Source organism: Nostoc sp. (assembly GCF_036917435.1).
Classification (GTDB): domain Bacteria; phylum Cyanobacteriota; class Cyanobacteriia; order Cyanobacteriales; family Nostocaceae; genus Nostoc.
On sequence record NZ_JBALDM010000043.1, the window covers coordinates 23,085 to 43,578 of the forward strand.

At 40.7% G+C, this 20,494-nt stretch carries 16 protein-coding genes and 1 pseudogene; 7 read left to right on the plus strand and 10 right to left on the minus strand.

The window, feature by feature from the left end; all coding sequences use genetic code 11:
• Positions 1 to 416 precede the first annotated feature (416 nt).
• The 3 genes from V7K98_RS21310 to V7K98_RS21320 all read left to right on the plus strand — a co-directional run bounded on the left by V7K98_RS21310 (position 417) and on the right by V7K98_RS21320 (position 2,409).
• On the plus strand, positions 417 to 587 hold the full coding sequence (locus V7K98_RS21310; protein ID WP_335025407.1) for a BrnT family toxin: 171 nt from the start codon (positions 417 to 419) through the stop codon (positions 585 to 587).
• Positions 577 to 810, plus strand: coding sequence for a type II toxin-antitoxin system BrnA family antitoxin (gene brnA / locus V7K98_RS21315; protein ID WP_335025409.1), 234 nt, complete (start codon positions 577 to 579; stop codon positions 808 to 810). The genes V7K98_RS21310 and brnA overlap by 11 nt, the downstream gene beginning before the upstream one ends.
• A 213-nt stretch (positions 811 to 1,023) precedes the next feature.
• Entirely contained in the window at positions 1,024 to 2,409 is a 1,386-nt protein-coding gene (locus tag V7K98_RS21320) for a cobyrinate a,c-diamide synthase (protein ID WP_335025411.1), read from the plus strand.
• Positions 2,410 to 2,547: 138 nt separating this feature from the next.
• Here the strand turns inward: V7K98_RS21320 and V7K98_RS21325 are convergent, their stop codons facing one another.
• Positions 2,548 to 2,988 (minus strand): Crp/Fnr family transcriptional regulator, encoded by a 441-nt coding sequence (locus V7K98_RS21325; RefSeq protein WP_335025413.1) that lies wholly within the window; start codon positions 2,986 to 2,988, stop codon positions 2,548 to 2,550.
• Between the two features lie 733 nt (positions 2,989 to 3,721).
• Here V7K98_RS21325 and V7K98_RS21330 point away from each other — a divergent pair.
• The 3 genes and pseudogenes from V7K98_RS21330 to V7K98_RS28950 form a co-directional block, all read left to right on the plus strand.
• Entirely contained in the window at positions 3,722 to 5,320 is a 1,599-nt protein-coding gene (locus V7K98_RS21330; RefSeq protein ID WP_335025415.1) for an alkaline phosphatase D family protein, read from the plus strand.
• 463 nt (positions 5,321 to 5,783) lie between these two features.
• Positions 5,784 to 6,608, plus strand: coding sequence for a M90 family metallopeptidase (locus V7K98_RS21335; protein ID WP_335025417.1), 825 nt, complete (start codon positions 5,784 to 5,786; stop codon positions 6,606 to 6,608).
• A 20-nt stretch (positions 6,609 to 6,628) separates the two neighbouring features.
• A pseudogene (locus tag V7K98_RS28950) lies at positions 6,629 to 6,730 on the plus strand (IS982 family transposase); the annotation flags it as partial.
• A gap of 41 nt (positions 6,731 to 6,771) precedes the next feature.
• On the opposite strand, the gene pgmB reads toward V7K98_RS28950, so the two are convergent.
• From pgmB to V7K98_RS21365, 6 genes are all read right to left on the minus strand, one after another.
• A complete protein-coding gene (gene pgmB / locus V7K98_RS21340; protein ID WP_335025419.1) occupies positions 6,772 to 9,789 on the minus strand; it encodes a beta-phosphoglucomutase in 3,018 nt (1,005 codons plus the stop codon).
• A 460-nt stretch (positions 9,790 to 10,249) separates the two neighbouring features.
• On the minus strand, positions 10,250 to 12,673 hold the full coding sequence (locus V7K98_RS21345) for a sucrose synthase (protein ID WP_335025421.1): 2,424 nt from the start codon (positions 12,671 to 12,673) through the stop codon (positions 10,250 to 10,252).
• A 739-nt stretch (positions 12,674 to 13,412) separates the two neighbouring features.
• A complete protein-coding gene (locus V7K98_RS21350) occupies positions 13,413 to 14,861 on the minus strand; it encodes a sensor histidine kinase (RefSeq protein WP_335025423.1) in 1,449 nt (482 codons plus the stop codon).
• Between the two features lie 10 nt (positions 14,862 to 14,871).
• Complete coding sequence (locus V7K98_RS21355) at positions 14,872 to 15,423, minus strand: heme NO-binding domain-containing protein (RefSeq protein WP_335025425.1); 552 nt, start codon at positions 15,421 to 15,423, stop codon at positions 14,872 to 14,874.
• Positions 15,424 to 15,822: 399 nt separating this feature from the next.
• The gene (locus V7K98_RS21360; protein ID WP_335025427.1) at positions 15,823 to 16,557 is read right to left on the minus strand and encodes a TenA family transcriptional regulator; all 735 of its coding nucleotides are present in this window, start codon (positions 16,555 to 16,557) and stop codon (positions 15,823 to 15,825) included.
• Complete coding sequence (locus V7K98_RS21365) at positions 16,554 to 17,324, minus strand: class I SAM-dependent methyltransferase (RefSeq protein ID WP_335025429.1); 771 nt, start codon at positions 17,322 to 17,324, stop codon at positions 16,554 to 16,556. The genes V7K98_RS21360 and V7K98_RS21365 overlap by 4 nt, the downstream gene beginning before the upstream one ends.
• 506 nt (positions 17,325 to 17,830) lie before the next feature.
• On the opposite strand from V7K98_RS21365, the gene V7K98_RS21370 reads away from it, so the two are divergent.
• Positions 17,831 to 18,832 carry a hypothetical protein gene (locus tag V7K98_RS21370; protein WP_335025431.1) on the plus strand — a complete coding sequence of 334 codons (1,002 nt, stop codon included), beginning with the start codon at positions 17,831 to 17,833 and terminating at the stop codon, positions 18,830 to 18,832.
• Positions 18,833 to 18,911: 79 nt separating this feature from the next.
• Here V7K98_RS21370 and V7K98_RS21375 read toward each other — a convergent pair whose 3' ends face one another.
• From V7K98_RS21375 to apcA, 3 genes are all read right to left on the minus strand, one after another.
• Entirely contained in the window at positions 18,912 to 19,118 is a 207-nt protein-coding gene (locus V7K98_RS21375; protein WP_012411143.1) for a phycobilisome linker polypeptide, read from the minus strand.
• Positions 19,119 to 19,342: 224 nt separating this feature from the next.
• Complete coding sequence (gene apcB / locus V7K98_RS21380) at positions 19,343 to 19,831, minus strand: allophycocyanin subunit beta (RefSeq protein ID WP_069068902.1); 489 nt, start codon at positions 19,829 to 19,831, stop codon at positions 19,343 to 19,345.
• Positions 19,832 to 19,896: 65 nt separating this feature from the next.
• Positions 19,897 to 20,385, minus strand: coding sequence for an allophycocyanin subunit alpha (gene apcA, locus V7K98_RS21385; protein ID WP_094328048.1), 489 nt, complete (start codon positions 20,383 to 20,385; stop codon positions 19,897 to 19,899).
• Between the last annotated feature and the right edge of the window lie 109 nt (positions 20,386 to 20,494).

Below are 20,494 nucleotides of genomic sequence, written 5' to 3' on the forward strand. Positions count from 1 at the left end.
TGAAGATTGTTTATTAAAATATTTTGTATCTTTTTTAAAAAAGAATTATGGAGTATAAAACTAAACATGGTATTGATTTTATTGAAGCACAGAAACTTTGGACAGATTTAAAAAGTAAAAAGTAAAAAGATAATCCCCATAAATAAATCTAGGGGATTTAAAAAGGACGCATAAACAAGTAAAAAGATAAAAGTAAAAACTAAAAAGAAAGATAAATTCAATATTTCTTTTGCCTTTTTACTTTTTACTTTTGCCTTGTACGGACGCTTTGTTTCACAGCATGTCGTGTCGCACTTCGTGCCGCTACGCTAACGAAACAAATCTTTATTTCCTTTTCCATAAATAAATTCAGGGGCTTCAAACCGATTTTATTTTTCTTTCTTTTTACTTTTTACTTTTTATTTTTGCCTTGTTCGGTGAATTTTATTGAAATTCCTGCACGCACAACAGATCAGCCTCGGTTTCTAGTGATTGGCAAGATTATTGGAAAATATTGGTCAGCAGTCATTACTTATCGTAGTGATAAAATAAGAATTATTTCCGTTCGTCGCTCTCGTGCTGAAGAGGTAAATATTTATGAAAGCTGAAGAATTTGATACTAAGTTCGACAATGGAGAAAATATTACTGAGTTTATAGATTTATCTAACGTACATCGTCCAGGTTATGAGCAAAAAAGTGTTAACATTGAGTTCCCCATTTGGATGATTCAAGCTTTAGAACATGAGTTCAAGCGTTTAGGAGTGACATCTGATTCTATTATTAAATTATGGCTGGCTGAACGTCTTGATAAAAAAATTATTACTAATTAGCATAAAAGCAGCGATTTTAATCAAATAAATAATTCAATATTTTTGTTTGACTTTGATTTAATTTAGGACTTACGCAAAAACTCTCTGAAACTCTTATTTCTTTGTATCCTTTGCGTCCTTTGCTGTTGGTTTTTTCATTATTTTGCGTAAGTCCTGTTAATGTGATACCGCTAATATAGCTGACTATTTAGTTTAAAAAATCAACAATTATCCATGTCTGTAATCATTGCTGGAGAACGTAGTGGGGTGGGCAAGACAACAGTCACGCTCACCCTTTTAGCATCTTTACGCCGTCGCGATCGCTCGGTACAATCTTTCAAGGTAGGACCAGACTACATCGATCCAATGTTTCATCAACACGTAACTGGTCTTCCTTGTCGCAATTTAGACCCAGTGTTGACTTCCGAAGCCTACATTCAGCAATGTTTTGCCCGTCATAGCCAACTAAGTGAATATGCTCTCGTAGAAGGGGTAATGGGATTATTTGATGGAATTGGGCATGGGGCATTGGGCATGGGGCATGGGCAAGAGAAACAAAAATCAACTGACTTTGCTAGTACGGCACATATCGCACGGCTGTTAGATTTACCTGTGGTGTTGGTGATTGATTGCAGTCGCTTGTCTGGTTCTGTGGCTGCGATCGCTCATGGCTATCAGTCTTTTGATCAGAGAATTAAAATAGCTGGGCTAGTATTAAATCGTGTGGGAAGCGATCGCCATCTCTCTCTTTTGAAAGATTCCCTAGAACCCTTACAATTACCCATTCTGGGCGTGCTGCGCCGTCAAGATAACATCACAATTCCCGATCGCCATTTGGGTTTAGTACCCACAGCAGAACTCCCCGAACTCAACGCTTTAATCGATCGCCTCGCCGATTTAGGAGATACTTGCTTTGATTGGCAACATTTATTACCCCTTTTAAAATCAAAACCTCTCCCTCATCCCCCTCATCCCCCTCATCCCCCCTCCTCTGTCAAAATTGCAGTCGCCCGCGATCGCGCTTTTAATTTCTACTACCAAGACAATCTTGATTTACTGCAACAACTTGGTGCAGAACTAGTTTTCTGGAGTCCTTTAGAAGATGCTGCAATACCAAAAGATATACAGGGAATGTATTTTGGGGGAGGTTTCCCAGAAGTTTTTGCCCAGCAGCTAGCAGAAAATACCAGCGTTCGGGATGGAGTGAAAACAGCAATTATCAAAGGAATGCCTGCGATCGCTGAATGTGGCGGATTAATGTATTTATGTGAGCAAATTATCGATTTTGAGGGTAAATCTTGGGCGATGGCGGGAGTTCTACCGACATCTGCTGTCATGGGTGGGCGTTTAACTTTGGGCTATCGTCGTGCAGTAGCTTTGCAAGATAATCTGTTAGTGAAGGCAGGAACAACCGTTAACGGGCATGAATTTCATCGTTCCCATTTAACCTTAACTCCTACTCAGCCCCTATTTGAAACTTCTCGCTACGATTGTGACGAAAATATGGGATGCGAGGGATGGGGTTTACCTGCAAATGTTCACGCTTCTTATGTTCATCTGCATTGGGGAGAAAGTGGAGAAATTCCCCAACAGTTTCTTAAAGAATGTCGGAAACTATGAAAACCTAAGATTCAGAATAAGAACCTTAAAAGATCAAGCGGTAAATGAATTCATCAGAAAGTTTGCCTTTGACATGCTGTTCTGTAACTTTTTCTAAGCGCAAGATTACCGCGTCTGTTGTCATGATTTTTTTGATGATTAACTTGGCAAAGAAGTCATATTCATATCGTCATTTAACTTGCGAATTAAACGGGATAACTCACGAATGATATTTACCGCAATTTCAGGAGTTTCTTCGATCGCATCATATAATTGCTCTTGGGTTAGTTCCAAAAATTCGCAAGGTTCTAAAGTCGTTGCACTGGCAGAACGAGGTTGAGTATCAAATACTGCCATCTCACCAAAGTATTTTCCCTGTTCCACCTCTACAAGTTGTTTATTGCCGATGTGAACTTTAACCCTACCTGATACTACAATATACAGCGATCGCCCCTCTTCCCCCTGGCGAAAGATAGTGTAATTAGCTGGAAATGACAATTCGTTCATTACTGAAGTGAGCCGCACAATAAAATCATCCCGCAATTCCTTAAAAATCGGGACTCGCCGGACAAATAATAAACGGTCAACACTGGTTAGCATAATTACAACTTAAAAGTCAAATATTACTGAAACTGAAGCCAGAGTGCAATTAGTCATATTAACCGATGACGATCGCTAGACGCAAAGAATATCCCAGACTTTAGCGACATCAGAAACTTCCAAAAAATAAAACACATACATAGGGTAGGCAAAAGGCAACAGATTGCAGAAGATTACAGCTATTTTCAGGTAAATAGACCATGCGGTGGGGACACAGCAAAACCAGGGTAGCTACGGTGTACACACAAGTCATCGAATTAACCAAAACAAAAGGAAAACCTTACCCTGTCCCAATACTGCGTAGGTTTTGAATATTCGTAGGTTGGGTTGAGGCAATGCGTTACCCAACAAACCCCGAAAAATGTTGGGTTTCGTTCCTCAACCCAACCTACACATTTTTATTTTTTAGGCAAAACCTACGCAGTATTGTACCCTTTCCTATCTTTAATCCCTCTCCTTACTAAGGAGAGGGACAGGTTTTGCACAGCAAAACCAGGGTGAGGTTTCTCACTGGCTCTGAGACTTAACCGCAAATCGCCTCACCAAAGACTTGTGTGTACACCATTTATATTTATTTACGCCGAGCTACTTAAAAACTATCTGAACATGATGCAATCATAATTAGTTATAGATATTTTATTAACCATTAGATAACTCAAGCTTTACTTGTTGCAATAACATGATGTGCTAAAAACTTATCCTGTAATACTTCTTAAGCTTGCAATTAATTATCATGGAATCTAATCACTCATTGAAGCTAAACCGCCGTCAGTTTTTGCTGGGTTCAAGTATCACAGCAGGCGGAATTATTGCCACAAATTTTGTATCGAAATCACAAGTTTTTGCCAAAGCACCTGCCATTATCACCTCTGATAAAATGCGTCCTGCTATCCCTTATGGTGTAGCTAGCGGAGATATCTGCAACAATAGCATTGTAATATGGAGCCGTAGCGATCGCCCCGCCAAAATGATCGTAGAATATTCCACCAGCGAATCTTTTCGGAATGTGCAGCGATTTGTAGGCCCCAATGCTCTCAAAAATAGCGACTTTACAGCACGACTTAACTTGAGTAATCTACCACCAGACCAACAAATATTTTATCGGGTGATTTTTCAAGATTTAGATTATAGAAAGAACAGCGCTCCTGTAAATGGTACTTTCCGAACACCTCCCCAATCTGGGCGAGATATATTCTTTGTTTGGGGTGGCGATACCGCCGGTCAAGGATGGGGTATTAATCCTGATTTTGGTGGGATGAAAATTTACGAAACCATGCGTCAACTTAATCCTGATTTTTTCATCCACTCCGGCGATAATATTTATGCCGATGGGCCAATTCAATCAGAAGTTAAGTTAGATGATGGCACAATCTGGAAAAATATTACCACACAAGAAAAATCAAAAGTAGCAGAAACTCTCACAGAATTTCGTGGCAACTATATTTACAATTTGCTGGATGAAAACATCAAGCGTTTCAATGCGGAAGTTCCCATATTGGCACAGTGGGACGACCACGAAACAAGGAATAATTGGTATCCTGGGCAAACGATTCTCAACGATGATCGCTATACAGTCAAGGATGTTAACTTGCTAGCTAAAAGAGCAAGGCAAGCATTTTTAGAATATCTCCCTATTGGGTATACAAATAATGAGCCAGACAAAACAATAATTTATCGCTCCTTTAATCATGGCCCATTATTAGATATTTTCATGCTAGATGAACGCACCTATCGGGGGCCAAATAGCCCTAATAATCAGCCAATACCAACTAAAGAAACAGAATTTGCAGGCAGAACACAAATACAATGGTTAAAAAGGCAATTATTATCATCAAAAGCAACATGGAAAGTGATTGCTAGTGATATGCCTCTAGGACTGATAGTTAGAGATGGTAGCACAGACTTTGAAGCTTGGGCTAACGGAGATGGCCCGGCTTTAGGAAGAGAACTAGAACTTGCAGATTTACTACGATTTATCAAAAATAAGAATATCCAGAATGTTGTTTGGTTAACTGCTGATGTACATTATGCAGCAGCCCACTATTATGACCCTGCTAAAGCACAATTTAAAGACTTTAAGCCTTTTTGGGAGTTTGTTGCCGGCCCTCTAAATTCTGGCACATTTGGGCCAAACCAATTAGAAAACACTTTTGGCCCACAATTGATATTTCAAAGCCTTCCTCCAGGTACGAAAGCAAATCGACCTCCAAGTGAAGGGTTCCAATTTTTTGGAGGAGTTAAAATTGATAAAAATACAAAAGTGATGACAGTGACACTGCGTAACTTGGCTGGAGAAACTCTTTATAGCGTAGATTTACCGCCAGAAAAGTAATAATACTGCGATCGCTATTTGAGTCTTTGAACCTCAAGTTGTAAATTATTTTTGAAAAAGTCTCAGTAGTTTTGTCGTAACATTCCAAACTTGTGGTGCGTTACGACGTTCCGTCTAACACGCCACTACAAACACTTAGATTTTTTCAAAAATCAAATGGTAATCCTATATAGCGTTATAGCCCCCTCATCGCTTGCGGAGAGGAGGGTGGTTTCAGAGAAAAAAAACTGAGTTTCAAAGCCTCTCTCCGCTTGTCTGACGACAGGCTAACGCCAACGGGGAGAGGTTTGGAGAGGGGTAAAAAGCCACGCTGCAAAACGGGAAATCAAGACTTATGTATTTTTCTTTTTTCGTATGAAACCACCCTGCCCTCATCGCTTGCGGAGAGGGGTTATTGTACCTCACTCAACTGAGAACCGCTATATTAAAAATAATTAATAGTAAGTATTTTAATCAAACGTCAATGATTAACACAATAATTGCTTTTCTTATTATTGGGCTGATTATCACTAGGATTTTAGTCAATCCTATTTTAGTCAAAAGGCGAAGAACCCGTCTCAAGCATCGTCCTTTTCCCCCACTTTGGAATGCAATTATTGAGAATAATCTTCCCATTTATCTCTGTCTTTCTACCGATGAAATCAGACGACTACAGGGACATATTCAAGTATTCTTAGCAGAAAAACAATTTATTGGCTGTAGAGGATTACAGGTAACGGAGGAAATGAAAATTACCTTGGCTGCTGTCGCCTGTTTACTACTCTTAAATGAACGTGGGCAATACTTTCCTAGACTTCGTTCAATTTTAGTATATCCCAATGCTTATTTTGCCAAAGAAACGACTACCATCGGAAATTATGTTGTTGAAGAAAGGCGCGTGGCAAGACTCGGTGAATCGTGGACAAATGACCAATTAGTACTGTCTTGGGAACAGGTGAAACAAGACACAGATAACTGGAGAGATGGACGTAACGTTGTGCTTCATGAATTCGCCCATCAGTTGGATCAAGAAGATGGTAAAGCTGAAGGGGTTCCTATACTGCAACACAATTCAGATTATCCTATTTGGGCAAAGGTAATGACAGAAGCATATCAGCAACTTTGTAATGATGTTCTACAAGATGCAAAGACGGTAATGGATAGCTATGGTGCAACAAATCCCGCAGAATTTTTTGCTGTAGCAACTGAGACATTCTTTGAGAAACCGCAGCAATTATTGTCCAAGCATTCAGTACTTTATGAGCAACTGCAACGTTACTATCAATTAGATCCTGTGCAATGGTTGTGAATTTAAGTAAGTAAACAATATTTAGTGGTAATCATAGCAAGGCTTGCGTCTATATATTTGACCATAATTTGATACCAGAGATATTACAAAAATCACGTTTTAATCAGCGATTGCACAGGCTTTTGATCAGTTCTTTCTCAAGGAGAAAATTTTCTTAATGTTTTTATCTAGTAATTTCACCCAATTTGGCTCTTAAATCTGCCCATTTGATACCTGCTAGGCTGGGTAATACGACATGAGCGGCTCCAACTCGTTCAACGGGGCCTAGTCCTACTGCCCACATTCCAGCAGCTAGAGCCGCCTCAATGCCTGCTGCGGCATCTTCTACAACTACAGATTGCACTGGTTCAAGTCCTAGCTGTTTGGCTGCGTACAAAAATAGGTCGGGTGCTGGTTTGGGCTGCTGTACACTATAACCGTCAGCGATCGCATCTACTTTATCAGCAATGCCCAATCGCTCAATTACTGTGCGGGCATTTTTGCTAGCTGAACCAATGCCGATTTTAATCCCAGCTTGTCGGAGTTCATCCAAAAAAGCGATCGCACCTGGCAACAAATCCTTGGATGTCATATTTTGGATCAATTCCACATAGTAGCGATTCTTCCGCTCCATCATCTCTTGGATTTGTGCTTCCAAATATGGTCTATCCCCAAGAATCAGCATGAGGGAAGCACGGCGAGATACACCCCGCAGTGCTTCGTTATCCTGGCGATTAAACGGTATACTCTCTTCGTCTGCTAACTTCTTCCAAGCTAGATAATGAAGTTCTGCCGTATCTGTTAGCACACCATCTAGATCAAAGATAAATCCTTGGATGTTGGGGGATTGGGAACTGGGGATTGGGGAGGATGAAGAAGATGAGGCGGATAAGGGGGGATTTGGGGATAGGGAAAGTTGGAGATATTCTAGTTGACTAGTTATATCTTGTGCGACTTGTCCTTTGCGGAGATCGAATTCGTGCCATTTATTGCCCCAGCGCAGTTTAAACTTTAGGCGCGTCCAGCCATCAGGTAGATGGGGATTAGCTACGGGGCCATTTTCGGTGATTTGGATGCCACCAAATCCAAATATTACAGCTTGCCAAATGCCGCCAGCACTAGCGCCATGAATTCCATCGCTGGTGTTACCTCGGTTATCTTCAAGATCCACCATTAACGCGTGCATAAATACTTCGTAAGCTTCGGTTGATTTGCCCAAATCGGAAGCTAAGATGGCGTGAACTGCTGGCCCAAGAGACGAACCATAAGTAATATCTGTACGGGGTGCGTAGTAATCCCAGTTTACCTGCAATGCTTTTTCGCTGTAGGGAAAATCTGTTGATTCTCGCATTAAATAAAGAAGCATCAATATATCTGGTTGTTTGATTACTTGATATTTGTTAGTTTGATCGACACCCAAGACGGCTTGCATGGAGCGATCGCGCCCTTTCTTGTCTGCTAAATTTATATCTTCTAATTGGAAAAATCCCTCGCACTGCTCAATGAGTTCTGTTGATGGATCGTAGAGAAACAATATTTTGGCGATAATATCTTGCCAGTGCGTTAGCTGTTCTGAGGTGAGTTGCAGTTTCTCTTCTAATTCTCTGGCTCGTTCGGGGAATTTTTGAACCAACCAATCATAGACTGCAATCGCTTTCTCTAAATGCCATTGCGCCATCCGGTTTGTAAAGGCGTTGTTATGGACGAGTTCATGGTATTCATCCACTCCGATTACGCCCCGAATTTCATACTGTTGGCGCTCAGAATTGAATTCTACCCGACTGGCCCAAAAGATAGCGGTATCTAAGATTATCTCTGCGCCGCACTTTTGCATCCACTCATCATCACCAGTGGTTTGCCAATAATTCCAAGCGGCGTAGGGAATATCTGCATTGATATGAATTTCGCGATCGCGGCACCAAATCCGCACGTCTTCACCATAAAAATCATTTCCGAGTGCCCAACGTGGTGTTACTTCATCTCCACTATCAGCACTTTCCCAGGCAAACATTGCTCCTTTATAGCCGTAATGGGCCGCCTTGCGTCTAGCTCCTGGTAAGGTGCGCCAACGGTAAGTAAGTAGGTTTCGGGCGATCGCTGGTTGGGTAAATATAAATAGGGGCAGCATAAAAATTTCTGTATCCCAAAATATATGGCCGCGATAGCCAAATCCCGAAAGGGTTTTAGCAGGAATGCTCACCCTATCATCATTGGGTGCGCCAGCAATCAGTAGCTGAAACAGATTGTAGCGAACAGCAAAAGCAGCTGTACTATCCCCCTCAATGAGGATGTCACTTTGCTGCCAAACCTCATCCCAGGCCTGCTGATTGGCTTTTTTTAGTGTTGCATAGTCTGGCAGGTGCGCGAGTTTTTCTTGAGCGGCTGAGACTGGGCTATCAATCTCCCACGAGGTAAAAACTGTTACTAATTTTTCTACTGTTACGGTCTGTTGCACCTTAGCTAAGAAGGTAGTGCTTAAGGTTGGATAACCAGGTGCAGTATTGACTTGCAAAGATGCTTCAGCGCCTAATATTGTCACCTTAGCGGCCATACCGAGTTCAATTCGGGAGTGGCGGGTGCGGCGTTGCAACCAGATTCCTTGGTCAGTTTTGCCTTGTTCTAGTCCTTCCCAGTGATTGAAACCCTGATTTTCGGGATAGCCATTGATACTAGCTTGAACTTCGATTAACCCATCAAAATCTACTGGCGTTATCTGGCAGCGTAGCGCCAACACGTGCGGATCTGCAAGACTAGCAAAGCGTTCAAAGCTGATGTCTATGGTTTTTCCACTGGGAGAACGCCAACGTAAAGTACGGGTGACTAGTCCTTGACGGAGATCGAGTTGGCGATCGTAGCTCAATATCTCACCTTGATCGAGACGGAAGCGTTCGCGTAGCGTCTCCGTTCGCGCAGCGTCCCGCAGGGAAGGAGATTCGCTATTCACAATTACTATCAAGGGTAGCCAGTCAGGGCAATTTACCAGTTCAGTGTACACCACTGGCACATCGTCGTAGACACCGTTGATAAAAGTACCGGGCAATGCATGAGGATACCCTTCTTCAAAACTGCCTCTTGTTCCCAAGTATCCATTGCCGATTGTAAAAACAGTTTCTTTAGATTGCAATTGGTCAGGCTCAAACTGGGTTTCGATTAATATCCAGTCTGTGTAGGTAAAATGGCGAGAACGGTCTTTTGTTTGCATAGAATGGAGAATTTAGTAATTCGTAATTGGGACTGGGTTGGAGATTTTTAGGTGGATGAACGGAGTTCAGAGGTGCATTAACGGAGTTCAGAGGTGCATTAAAGGAGTTCAGAGGTGGATGAACGGAGTTCAAAGGTGCATTAACGGAGTTCAGAGGTGCATTAACGGAGTTCAAAGGTGCATTAACGGAGTTCAAAGGTGCATTAACGGAGTTCAGAGGTGCATTAACGGAGTTCAGAGGTGCATTAACGGAGTTCAGAGGTGCATTAACGGAGTTCAAAGGTGCATTAACGGAGTTCAGAGGTGCATTAACGGAGTTCAAAGGTGCATTAACGAGTATCTGAGCTTAATGCTTTAAGTTCTAATTCCCCTTTATAGACTCAAAATCTCCAATCTACTCTCAATTACAAATTAGGTTAGCGTTCGCCCCGCTTCTCTACGAGACGCTGCGCGTAGCCTATTACGAATTAGGAATTACCCCCATGTGTTTTTCTAAAATCTTTTCGGCTCTAGGTTTATAAATGAGATAAAATAAGCTTTCCATATAGCGATCTCTGGCTTCGTTATTTTCTGGGGCAACAAAGTTCCAAAAAGTAAACATTTTTGCAAGTAGTAGTAATTGATTACTATGTAAATGCCAATTGTATCGATTATGAATTCTCTGACTCATCCATTCTGAGACTTCATGCCAGTGTTCAGGATGAGTATTGCACTGTTCAATGAAATATAAAATTTTATTTGCTGTTTCTTCTAAGTTAGTAGGATTAACATTAAATCCCTCTTCTTGGTTTTCGATAATTTCTAAAGAAGCGCCAAATTGAGTAGCGAAAGTTGGTAAGCCAGAAATCATTGCTTCCAAAATACTCCGCCCGAAAGATTCAAAGCGGGCAAAGTGGACATAAATTCCCTGAGAATCTGCAACTACTCGATAGGCTTCACCAAGGTTGCTACTAGGAATACGCATACCTAACCAGCGAATTTTGCCATAAAGATGATATCGATCAATAATTTCGTGGAGTTTTTGGATTTCTTCTGCTTCTTCTGTGTTTGCAGCTTCAGAAGGATGCAGTTTACTACTGAAGAGAATCAGGTTACATTGCTCTTGCAACGCTTGACTTTGACCAAAGCATTCGGCTAATCCCGTGAGATTTTTGATTGAGCTAATGGAAGTAACGGCAAAGATTGGTCGCTTATTAGGGTGAGCTAAATGTCCAAAGATTTGGGGGTCTTCGCAGGTAAAGAGTAGGTTATAAATTTGTGTGCGAAGGTGAGAATCTCGGTCTTTTTTTTGGCTATAGGGAAAGAAAATATTTTCATTTACTCCTGGCGGCACCAAGTTGAATTTAGGACTAAACAAATCAATGCCATCAACTACATGATACAACTGCGGCATAGTAAAGCACTTATACGACTCATATTGACCTATTGTGTCGGGTGTGCCGACAATTTCTTGATAGGACGATGTGATAATGAAGTCGGCAGCATTCATGCTAATCAAATCGGCGGTGAATTGTACTGAGAAATGATATTGTTCTTCTAAATCTTGCCAATATAAATTGCTAAATAGATATTTAGGTTTTGCCAAAGAATGGGCAATGTTGCACTGGGTAACTTTCATCCGGCGAGATAGCAGAAATGCTACCAAGTTACCGTCGCTATAATTACCAACAATCAGATTAGGTTTGACTTTAAATTGAGCTAGTAATTCTTTTTCTGCATCTATGGCAAATTGTTCTAAATAAGGCCAAATCTCAAATTTAGAAATCCAGTTGTTGGTGATTTCTGGATTGAATTCACCAAAAGGAACGCGCAATATCCAAGCATTCTCAGTATCTTGGACTTTTTCTAAACGGAGATTACAAAATGTCCCTTCACAGTTGGGGATTAGCCGAGTCAGAATAATTACGTGGGGTTTAATACCTAGCTGATCTAATCCAGCGAGTTTAATTTGTTCCTGTAATTCGTTTTCTAAGCTGCGAGCCTGTTCAAGGACGTAGATAACTTGACCGAGTGTTTCATCTCTTCCTAAAACATCTTCCTGTCCAACCCAACCGTGGATCGAAACGAGGACGATGCGAAAAACGGCGGGGACGCGGGCCACAAATGCTTCTAATATGCCCGGTTCTGGAGAGTAAATGAGTCGGTCGAGGAGTTCTAGGGTTTCGGAGACTCGCGCCGCAGTGTTACCCCAACCCGGCTCAAAGCCGAGTTCTTGGAGATCGAAGCGGAATTTTTCATAAGGTTCATGAGGCGATCGCTCATTCAGCAATTTGAGCGCTAACTTAATTTGTTTCGCTAACTGAATACCGGAGGGAATGCGATCGCTCAACAGCAGCCGAATCCCATCGTGTTGCAGCCCCTGTAATGCTTGAAACAACATTTCTAGCCAATATTGGGGGTCAGCCAACAATTCATTGCACAGGTAACGGTTAAGGTAGGCTAAACCTTGGCCAATATTTCTGGGATCGTCGATTCTTGGAGAACTCTCGTAAAAGGGATGGAGGTCTATTTCAAGAATGTGAGGTTGGTAGCGGTTGACTAAGCAATCTCTTACATCTAGCAATGCTTGCTGTGTCATCTGCTCGAAGCTATTAAAATCGGCTGTCAGTCGCCAAACTTCTTGGTTAGCAATCTTCGGTCGAACCACGAACCAGGTATTTTCCTCTTCGATAATTATTTCGTGGGTGTACTGTATTAGTTTGCCAACAGAAGAAGAGTAGTAAAAATACGCTGGCTTTTGGGATTGATGACAGTAATCAGCAAAAGTTTGCAAAATCTCATTTCTCAGGAAATAATGCTTACCTAAAGCATTCAATGCATAAATCAACTGATGTAGAGCAGTTTTTTGATCGCCGTTGAAGACAGCTTGAACTAGTTCATACATGATGACGAATTCCAAAACTTTTGCTAGGCAACAACCTCATGGCTTTGTTCAGTTTCCGGTTCGCTGAGGTACATTTCCGATCTAATAGTAGATAACTATAAAGACCACTCGCGTCTAGCTCTGGGATGAAACGCTGCGAGGACTTCAAATCTATCTCACATTCCGCACCCTTAACTGTCACAATCGGTTATTACGGAAATGAAGAGTACTGAGTAAAAAGTGCTAAACGCCCCGCTACCGCTAACAGCACTCAGTACTGAGTCGGTAAATTCATGAAAAGAGAGTGAAAAATTACATTGATCTCTAAAAAACACATTTTGAATAGGAAAGCATCTCACCGAACAAGGCAAAAATAAAAAGTAAAAAGAAAGAGGAATAAAATCGGTTTGAAGCCCCTGAATTTATTTATGGAAAGGAAATAAAGATTTGTTTCGTTAGCGTAGCGGCACGAAGTGCGACACGACATGCTGTGAAACAAGGCATCCGTACAAGGCAAAAGTAAAAAGTAAAAAGGCAAAAGAAATATTGAATTTATCTTTCTTTTTACTTTTTACTTTTTACTTTTATCTTTTTACTTGTTTATGCATCCTTTTTAAATCCCCTAGATTTATTTATGGGGATTATCTTTTTACTTTTTACTTTTTACTTTTTAAACACTACGTTTATTGCTCCGTCGCCGTTTTGGTATTGATGCTCTCACTTTCCAGTCCCAACCTATTTAATTCACATTAGACGTAATTCATAAAACATAACTCAACGATTTGACAGAATTCACTGCTTGTGTGTCTATAGAGAGGGGAATTTCAATCCAGAACTCAGTTCCCTGTTCAGGTTCTGAGAAACATTTCAGTGTTCCCCCATGTTTTTCAACTACAATCTGATAGCTAATTGATAAACCTAATCCTGTACCCTTACCTACAGGCTTAGTTGTAAAAAATGGATCAAATAGACGTTCCTTAACTGCTTCTGTCATTCCTGAACCATTATCAGCAATTCGGATCACACACTTCGTTTCAATAACTTCTGTAGTAATTGTAATTTTATTAGGACTGGCATGAATTTCTGCGATCGCACGTTTATCGTTATAGCCGTCAAGCGCATCAATGGCATTACTGATAATATTCATGAATACTTGATTGAGTTGCCCGGCGTAGCAATCTACTAAAGGCAAATTTCCATAATTTTTAACTATTTTGATCCCAGGACGATCGACACTATTCTTAAACCGATTCTGTAAAATCAGTAAAGTACTATCTAGTCCGTGGTGAATATCAACCTTTTTCATCCCTGCTTCATCAAGACGAGAGAAGTTCCGTAGAGACAAGACAATTTCAGAGATCCTTTCGGCTCCTACTTCCATCGAATTTAGGATTCTGGGCAAATCATCTAGTAAAAAGTCTAACTCAATTTCCTCAGTATATTCTTTAATTTCTGGCACAGGATTGGCATAGAATTGCTGGTAAAGATATACAAGCCTCAGCAAACACTGTGTATAATCTTTTGTATATTTTAAATTTCCGTAAATAAAGTTAACAGGGTTATTAATTTCGTGAGCAACTCCTGCAACCAACTGTCCCAGACTGGACATTTTCTCAGCCTGAACTAATTGGGCTTGAGTTTGCTGTAGATCCCGAAGTGATTTTTCCAATTTTTTAGCCTGAGCCTCAGCAATTTCCGCGAGGTTCTCTTTGATTTGCAGCGCACTCCGCAGTTGTGCCCTTTGTTGTTTCAGTTCGCTTGTTAACTTTTTGGCATCAGTCAAAGCAGTATTCTGAGATTGCAGTAGAAACAGGAAATCAACAATTGGATCGTGAATCGCAAAGTCTTTGAGTTTTATACCCAAAGGAGCCAGACTAGTTGTATCTGTAATCCAAGGAGAACCTAAAAAAAATATTACCTCCTCCTCTGGTTGATAGAGCATCTGACCCTTGAGTTGCATTCCATTATGAAGGAACTCTACAATAAATAAGGCACGAGACTGTTTACTAATAGCATCAAAATCGACCATAATTTTTGGACGATTGATCTGGAAATGCTGCTCAATCAATTTCCCAACTAATGGCTCAGGACTAATTCGCCCCAAGACATCACCAGTTTGTACAATTTCACGATTACGGCTAAATGCAAAGTGGAAGGGAAAAGCCTTCGCCAATGACTCTGGTGAAAGCGTAAGGTGAGGAGGAGCCATGCTGCTGCACTCAATTTGGTTTATAAATCACTAAAAATTCATCATGTTCAGCACCTTCATCCCGATTCTGGGTTTGGGTAATATGAACTTCTGTATCAAACCTTGTTCCCAATCCTTTGATTAGACCAATAACCATTGGAGTCAGCCCTTCTCTATCAGAACGATAGTGTAAGCTCAGAGAATTTTCCTCCATATCAGTACACTCAAATGATGGGGGCTGGAGTTTAGGAAAGCTAACCCCCACACGAGCATGAAGATTGTCAAGGTTTTCTAAAAACTCAGGTAGTGTATCTCCACTCATATCCATCATTTCGCCATAGCCTTCTTGGGCTGTGTACTGAACCCAGAATTCCCCAAAGGCTTGCATAATCTGTTTGGGAGATAAACTTAGAATGACACTAGCAGCTTTTACTAACTTGTGAGTCATGTCATCAGGATAGCCTTCCATACTGAGGAAAACATCTACGTCCACCTCTGCTTTGTGCTTAATTTTTTTCCAAGTCTCTTCGCCAAAGCGACTGCACACCATGTCTTGAATCGCCTTGTTCACTAATCCGTACATGGAAACCTCCTCTTGTTACACTTAATTTTGCTTTGTGAATTTGTCCAAGATTCGACAACTAATTTCTTAAAAAGGTTATTTAAATAACAAAATTTTCTGTAGTTAAACTTTGAAAATGTTTTGTTACAGATTTAAAATCCCAAAAAATAAGTAAAACTGTTTGTATCTTAATGCTACAAATCCTCATTATTACAACCGTATTTTCACTTATTCCTTTTACCCGGTTAGTTTTGAGGGTTTGTAGTAAGGACTTTAGTGATTACTGCAAACTTGTTTACCCATCAATTTAAACTTGACAGACTCCTAGTTGTCTGTTGAAACCATTTTGACGGTTAGAGAGACGCGATAAATCACCGTCTCTACAGAAGATTTATTCGTCAATTATTTCTTGACAGACTACTAGAGCAATCCATCAAAATGCACCCATGAATCAGGATACAAGCTGTATTTAGAGATTTGACGCTGAATTCCGTTAAAAAATTGGACACGGGCATCCATAGCTTCTGAAATAGCCAGTTTTATCTTAATATCTTCCTCATTCATGGTAATTTGAGGTTCAATCACTGCTGCTAGTTTTGCTGCATGACTATCATCCACATCAATATGGACTTCAAAAAAGATCAGGGATTCTTTCGGTAAAGGAGCAGCACCAACAATTCCTTTATATAGTTGCGTGTACAGTGAGCTAACAATCCCTTCGGAAGCATAACAAACAGCACCCAGTGCAGCTAAGTAGCCATATTTATGTGGCATCTGCAAGTAGGTTTCAATAAGGGCACGAGTTTCAGGTGTAGTGGGTAGTGCTGCCAGAGTCTCGTCGTCCATACCAAGTGCGCGGGTAAATTGACGAAATAATTCTGGGTGGGACTGAGTTATATCTCCCTGTCCCATTTCGTCAAAGAGGTTTTCTAAGATGACTAATTGACTACTTTCATCTTCGCAACAAGATAAGATGCTAGCCAAGATCCGATTAAATTCTTTGGAGAATTTGTACATCTGAACGGCTAATATCTGTATGTCTGGTAAAAATAAATTTCCAGACCGACAACGCATTAAGAACTCATGGTTCCATAAAGGATGATTAACGGTTATTTCACGGAAGGAATTTCTTACTAAAGAAGATGTATTTGTCATCGTGATATTTGTAGGGCTAGATGGAGTGGTTGGTCAAGTAAGGGGCTAAAAAATGATTCGTCTACTGCAATATGTTCTGGAGTCACACGCAATTCTTGCAAAATTGGCATGGTATTAAAGCCAGCAATTCTAAGGGCATTAAAGTAATCTTCAAGAGTTTTGTGAATCAATTGAACATTTAGCCAGGAACCATCTCGTTTCCAAATACGACCAGGAAACTGCTGGTCTCGCTTGCTGAAGTAGCCTGCACCCTCAACTTGAAAATAAAACGGATATGCTGGCTCTCGCATATATGGAAAAGATGGATGGGGAACGCTAAATACAAATCGACCGCCCGGACGAAGAATCCGTGCAACTTCCGCCATACATTCTTGGGTCTGAGAAATTGTCAAATAGTTAAATAAAAACACTGCAACAACTAAGTCAATTTCGCCATCATTAAACTGTTTGAGACTGGTAGCACATCCTACTTCATAGCTAATACCTAAAGCATCTTCTACTTCTTGCAATTTTGCTGCTTCAATCATGCCTTGAGAAAGGTCTATTCCATGTACTTGAGCAGCACCACGTCGGCGTAATTCTCGACTGCAATAACCTTCTCCGCAACCTATATCTAGTACTTGCAACCCACCAACAGGCTCACAAAGTTTTAGTACAAAAGGGCGTGCCGTAAAGTCAGAGAGAGAACTGGGTTCTCCTCTAATCCAGTCTGATGCTGTGCGATTATATAAGTTTTTAGTTGAGTCTTTGTGATTTACGGTTGACATTTTTAAGTGTTATTTTATACTGATTTTATAGCCTACTTAATCAATTCATTCGGACAAGACTGGAATAATCGATGTATATGTTTTAACAGTTAATATGTTTTGCTGATAAGGTTGATTTTACCGATTTTAGTTTGATTGTTAATTTTGCCTTTAAAAACTATCCTTTTCAAAGGAATAACTACCCTGAATATTGTCATCTTGTTAGTTTCTTCAAATATAAACAGCTAAATTATATTTAACTTCATGAACTTACGTTGTTACTTAGTTAATAGCAGCTTCATATATATAGACAGTTAAATTTTAAAATTCAAACTTCATTTATGCTTTAGTAAAAAACCTAAAGTTTTCTCTTTTCATGAAGAAAACTTAGATAAGTAAACAGTACATTTGACGAAGTGTAAATACAATAATCTTGTTAATTTGTAATAAGTAGATTCGTTTTAAAGACGAACTAGGTTTGAATAAATCAGTTATTTAGTTAATTTAGAAGAAGTTTGGAAAAGATCATGTTAGAACAACTGTTAGCAGAATCAGCAACGGGCGATCGCGTAGAATATGAACGTGCGATCGCATTCTCTCAACTTGGCGATCGCCTCTTTGATGAGCTTGCTGATAAAATTGCTACAAGGCGACAGTACCGACTACTGTTTGAACATACATTAAAGCCTGAGTTATTCCAGCAGATTCGTATTGCAGCTGCGGGTTATATTTCAGCATGTCTGAATAGTCCGATTATTCTTTCAGAAGCTGAAATGCTTGAAAAACTACTGGAAGCAAGAAATACATTACCGAACTACACTGGTACTGGTCTTTTGATGCCTAAGCGAGAACACACTCTAGCATTTAACCTTTTCCAAAAAAGCGTAGCTGAGGCTTTCTACCAACTAGGAGCAAATGACCTGATTGATGCAGTGGATTTACCAGTCAATCTCCGTATGGTCTATGGCAAGACTGACGCTGAAAAGTTGAGTTTGCCCTTCGCTAGCTCTAAGTGCCATAGCGATGTTTGGGCAGGTGTTGCTGCTGATGCGACTGTAGTAGTTCTGCCACTATTTGGCGACATCGATAATATAACCATCGAAGCAGGTGAGATGCCCCGCGAGATGGAACTACAGGCGATGCGGGTGATGTCAGACTTTGCTGAAGGCCGGGATGTTCCAATGGTTGTCTCCTATACAGAAGCACAACTACAACACGGCACAATGTACTTTAATGATGCCCGTGGATTGCACCAAACAGTAAGAAGGAAAACTGAAGGTCTAAGAATTTCTGTAGATTTCCGGTTTCGCAGAAAATTCAATGAAGCTTACCGGGCAATGGTAGAACCTAGTATTGGCGGTATTGAAGAAGATATGAGTGTGCCTTACAAAGACTGGTTGAAGGTTGGTAAGGAAACACTAATTGTATTTGATGAAACTTCTGAACAAGCAAGGAAAAAACAAAATTCTGGCGCTCCAGTTCCGCTATACACTCGTGGGTATCGCCTTGTAGAAATGTTCAATTCTTAACTTTCAGAAAGACGAGCAACAAAAAAGAGGTCTTTTTCGACCTCTTACCAATTCCCTAAAATAATATTCTATTTACAGATTACGACAAGCCAGTATTAGCGCCTTGCTTACCAGTTGCCAGTTCTACTTTGATAATTTTGCCACCTGCTTTTTGAATACGTTGCTGTTCGCGGAACCAGTTCTCGTAGGGAACTAGCTTAGTAAAGTAAGTATTTTGCAGTTCGCGTTGGGTACGAATTCGGGTTTGGCTAGGAACTAGAGCAGTAATTTTAAACAAACGGGACATATTTTGAAAATCTCCTGTAAACTTTGTGAAAACTTTTTTTTATCTCAAAATCTTGAGTGCAAATCTTTTAATCATTCCAAGGCTGGAAATCAAACATCAATACTAGACCCCTAACACTCATCATTGATAATTTACCAAGATAAGCAATATAACGTTCTAGCACTCACAGTTGATTTCCAGACCTTAATAAAGCCGCACCTAAATTCTTAAGCGCAAACTAGTTCTTAGCTTAAGCCAGAAGAGATATAGTCTAAGTAAACGCCCATTTCTTTACCAGCATCAGAACCAACCAAACTAGCGGTTACTTCTTTGATTGCTTGGATAGCTTGGACGGTAGCACCAACTGGAACTCCTAAAGAGTTGTAGGTTTCCTTCAAGCCATTTAATACACGCTCATCCAAAATGGAAGGATCGCCAGCTAACATAGCGTAGGTGGCATAGCGGAGGTAGTAGTCCAAATCGCGGATGCAAGCAGCATAGCGGCGAGTTGTGTACATGTTGCCGCCGGGACGGGTGATGTCAGAGTATAGCAAAGATTTTGCTACAGCTTCTTTGACGATCGCAGCAGCGTTAGCGCTGATGGTGCTAGCAGCACGTACTCGCAGTTCGCCAGTAGCGAAGTAGCCTTTTAGCTTTTCTAAAGCAGAAGAATCGAGGTATTTACCTTGAACGTCTGCGGAGTTAATGACAGCGGTAATTGCGTCTTGAGCCATGTTGTTAATTCCTTATTTCCAACCGTATTGCAATACTTCTGTTTCAGTAGGTAAACAGCTTTAACCTATCCTAGAAGAGCGCCAACTAGGTAGTCGAAGTAGCTACCAGCTTCACTAGCATCATCACCAGACAGCAATGTAGCAGATACATTCTTCAGTCCACGGATACCTTCAGCAACACCATCGATAGGAGTTCCCAAGGACTTGTATAGTTCACGGGCACCGATAACACCAATTTCTTCGATAGGTGTAACATCACCAGCAACGATACCGTAGGTAACGAGGCGGAGGTAGTAATCTAGGTCACGCAGACAAGTGGCAGTCAATTCTTGACCGTAAGCGTTACCACCAGGAGACACAACATCAGGACGCTTTTGGAACAGTTGATCGCCAGCTTGCTTAACAAGACGTTCACGATTTTCTGACAAAATTTGAGCAATCCGTACACGGCGCTCACCACTTGCAACGAAGGATTTGATCCGATCTAACTCACCGGGGCTGAGATAGCGGGCTTCTGCATCAGCATTCACGATAGCTTTCGTGACAATACTCATTAATGGATTCCTCCAATACGAATGAAACCAGGATTTGATTAAACTGGTGCGACTTTAAATTTGGTTTACTGAGTTTGTTCTCTTGTTTTTTTAGACACAACAGTTTTAT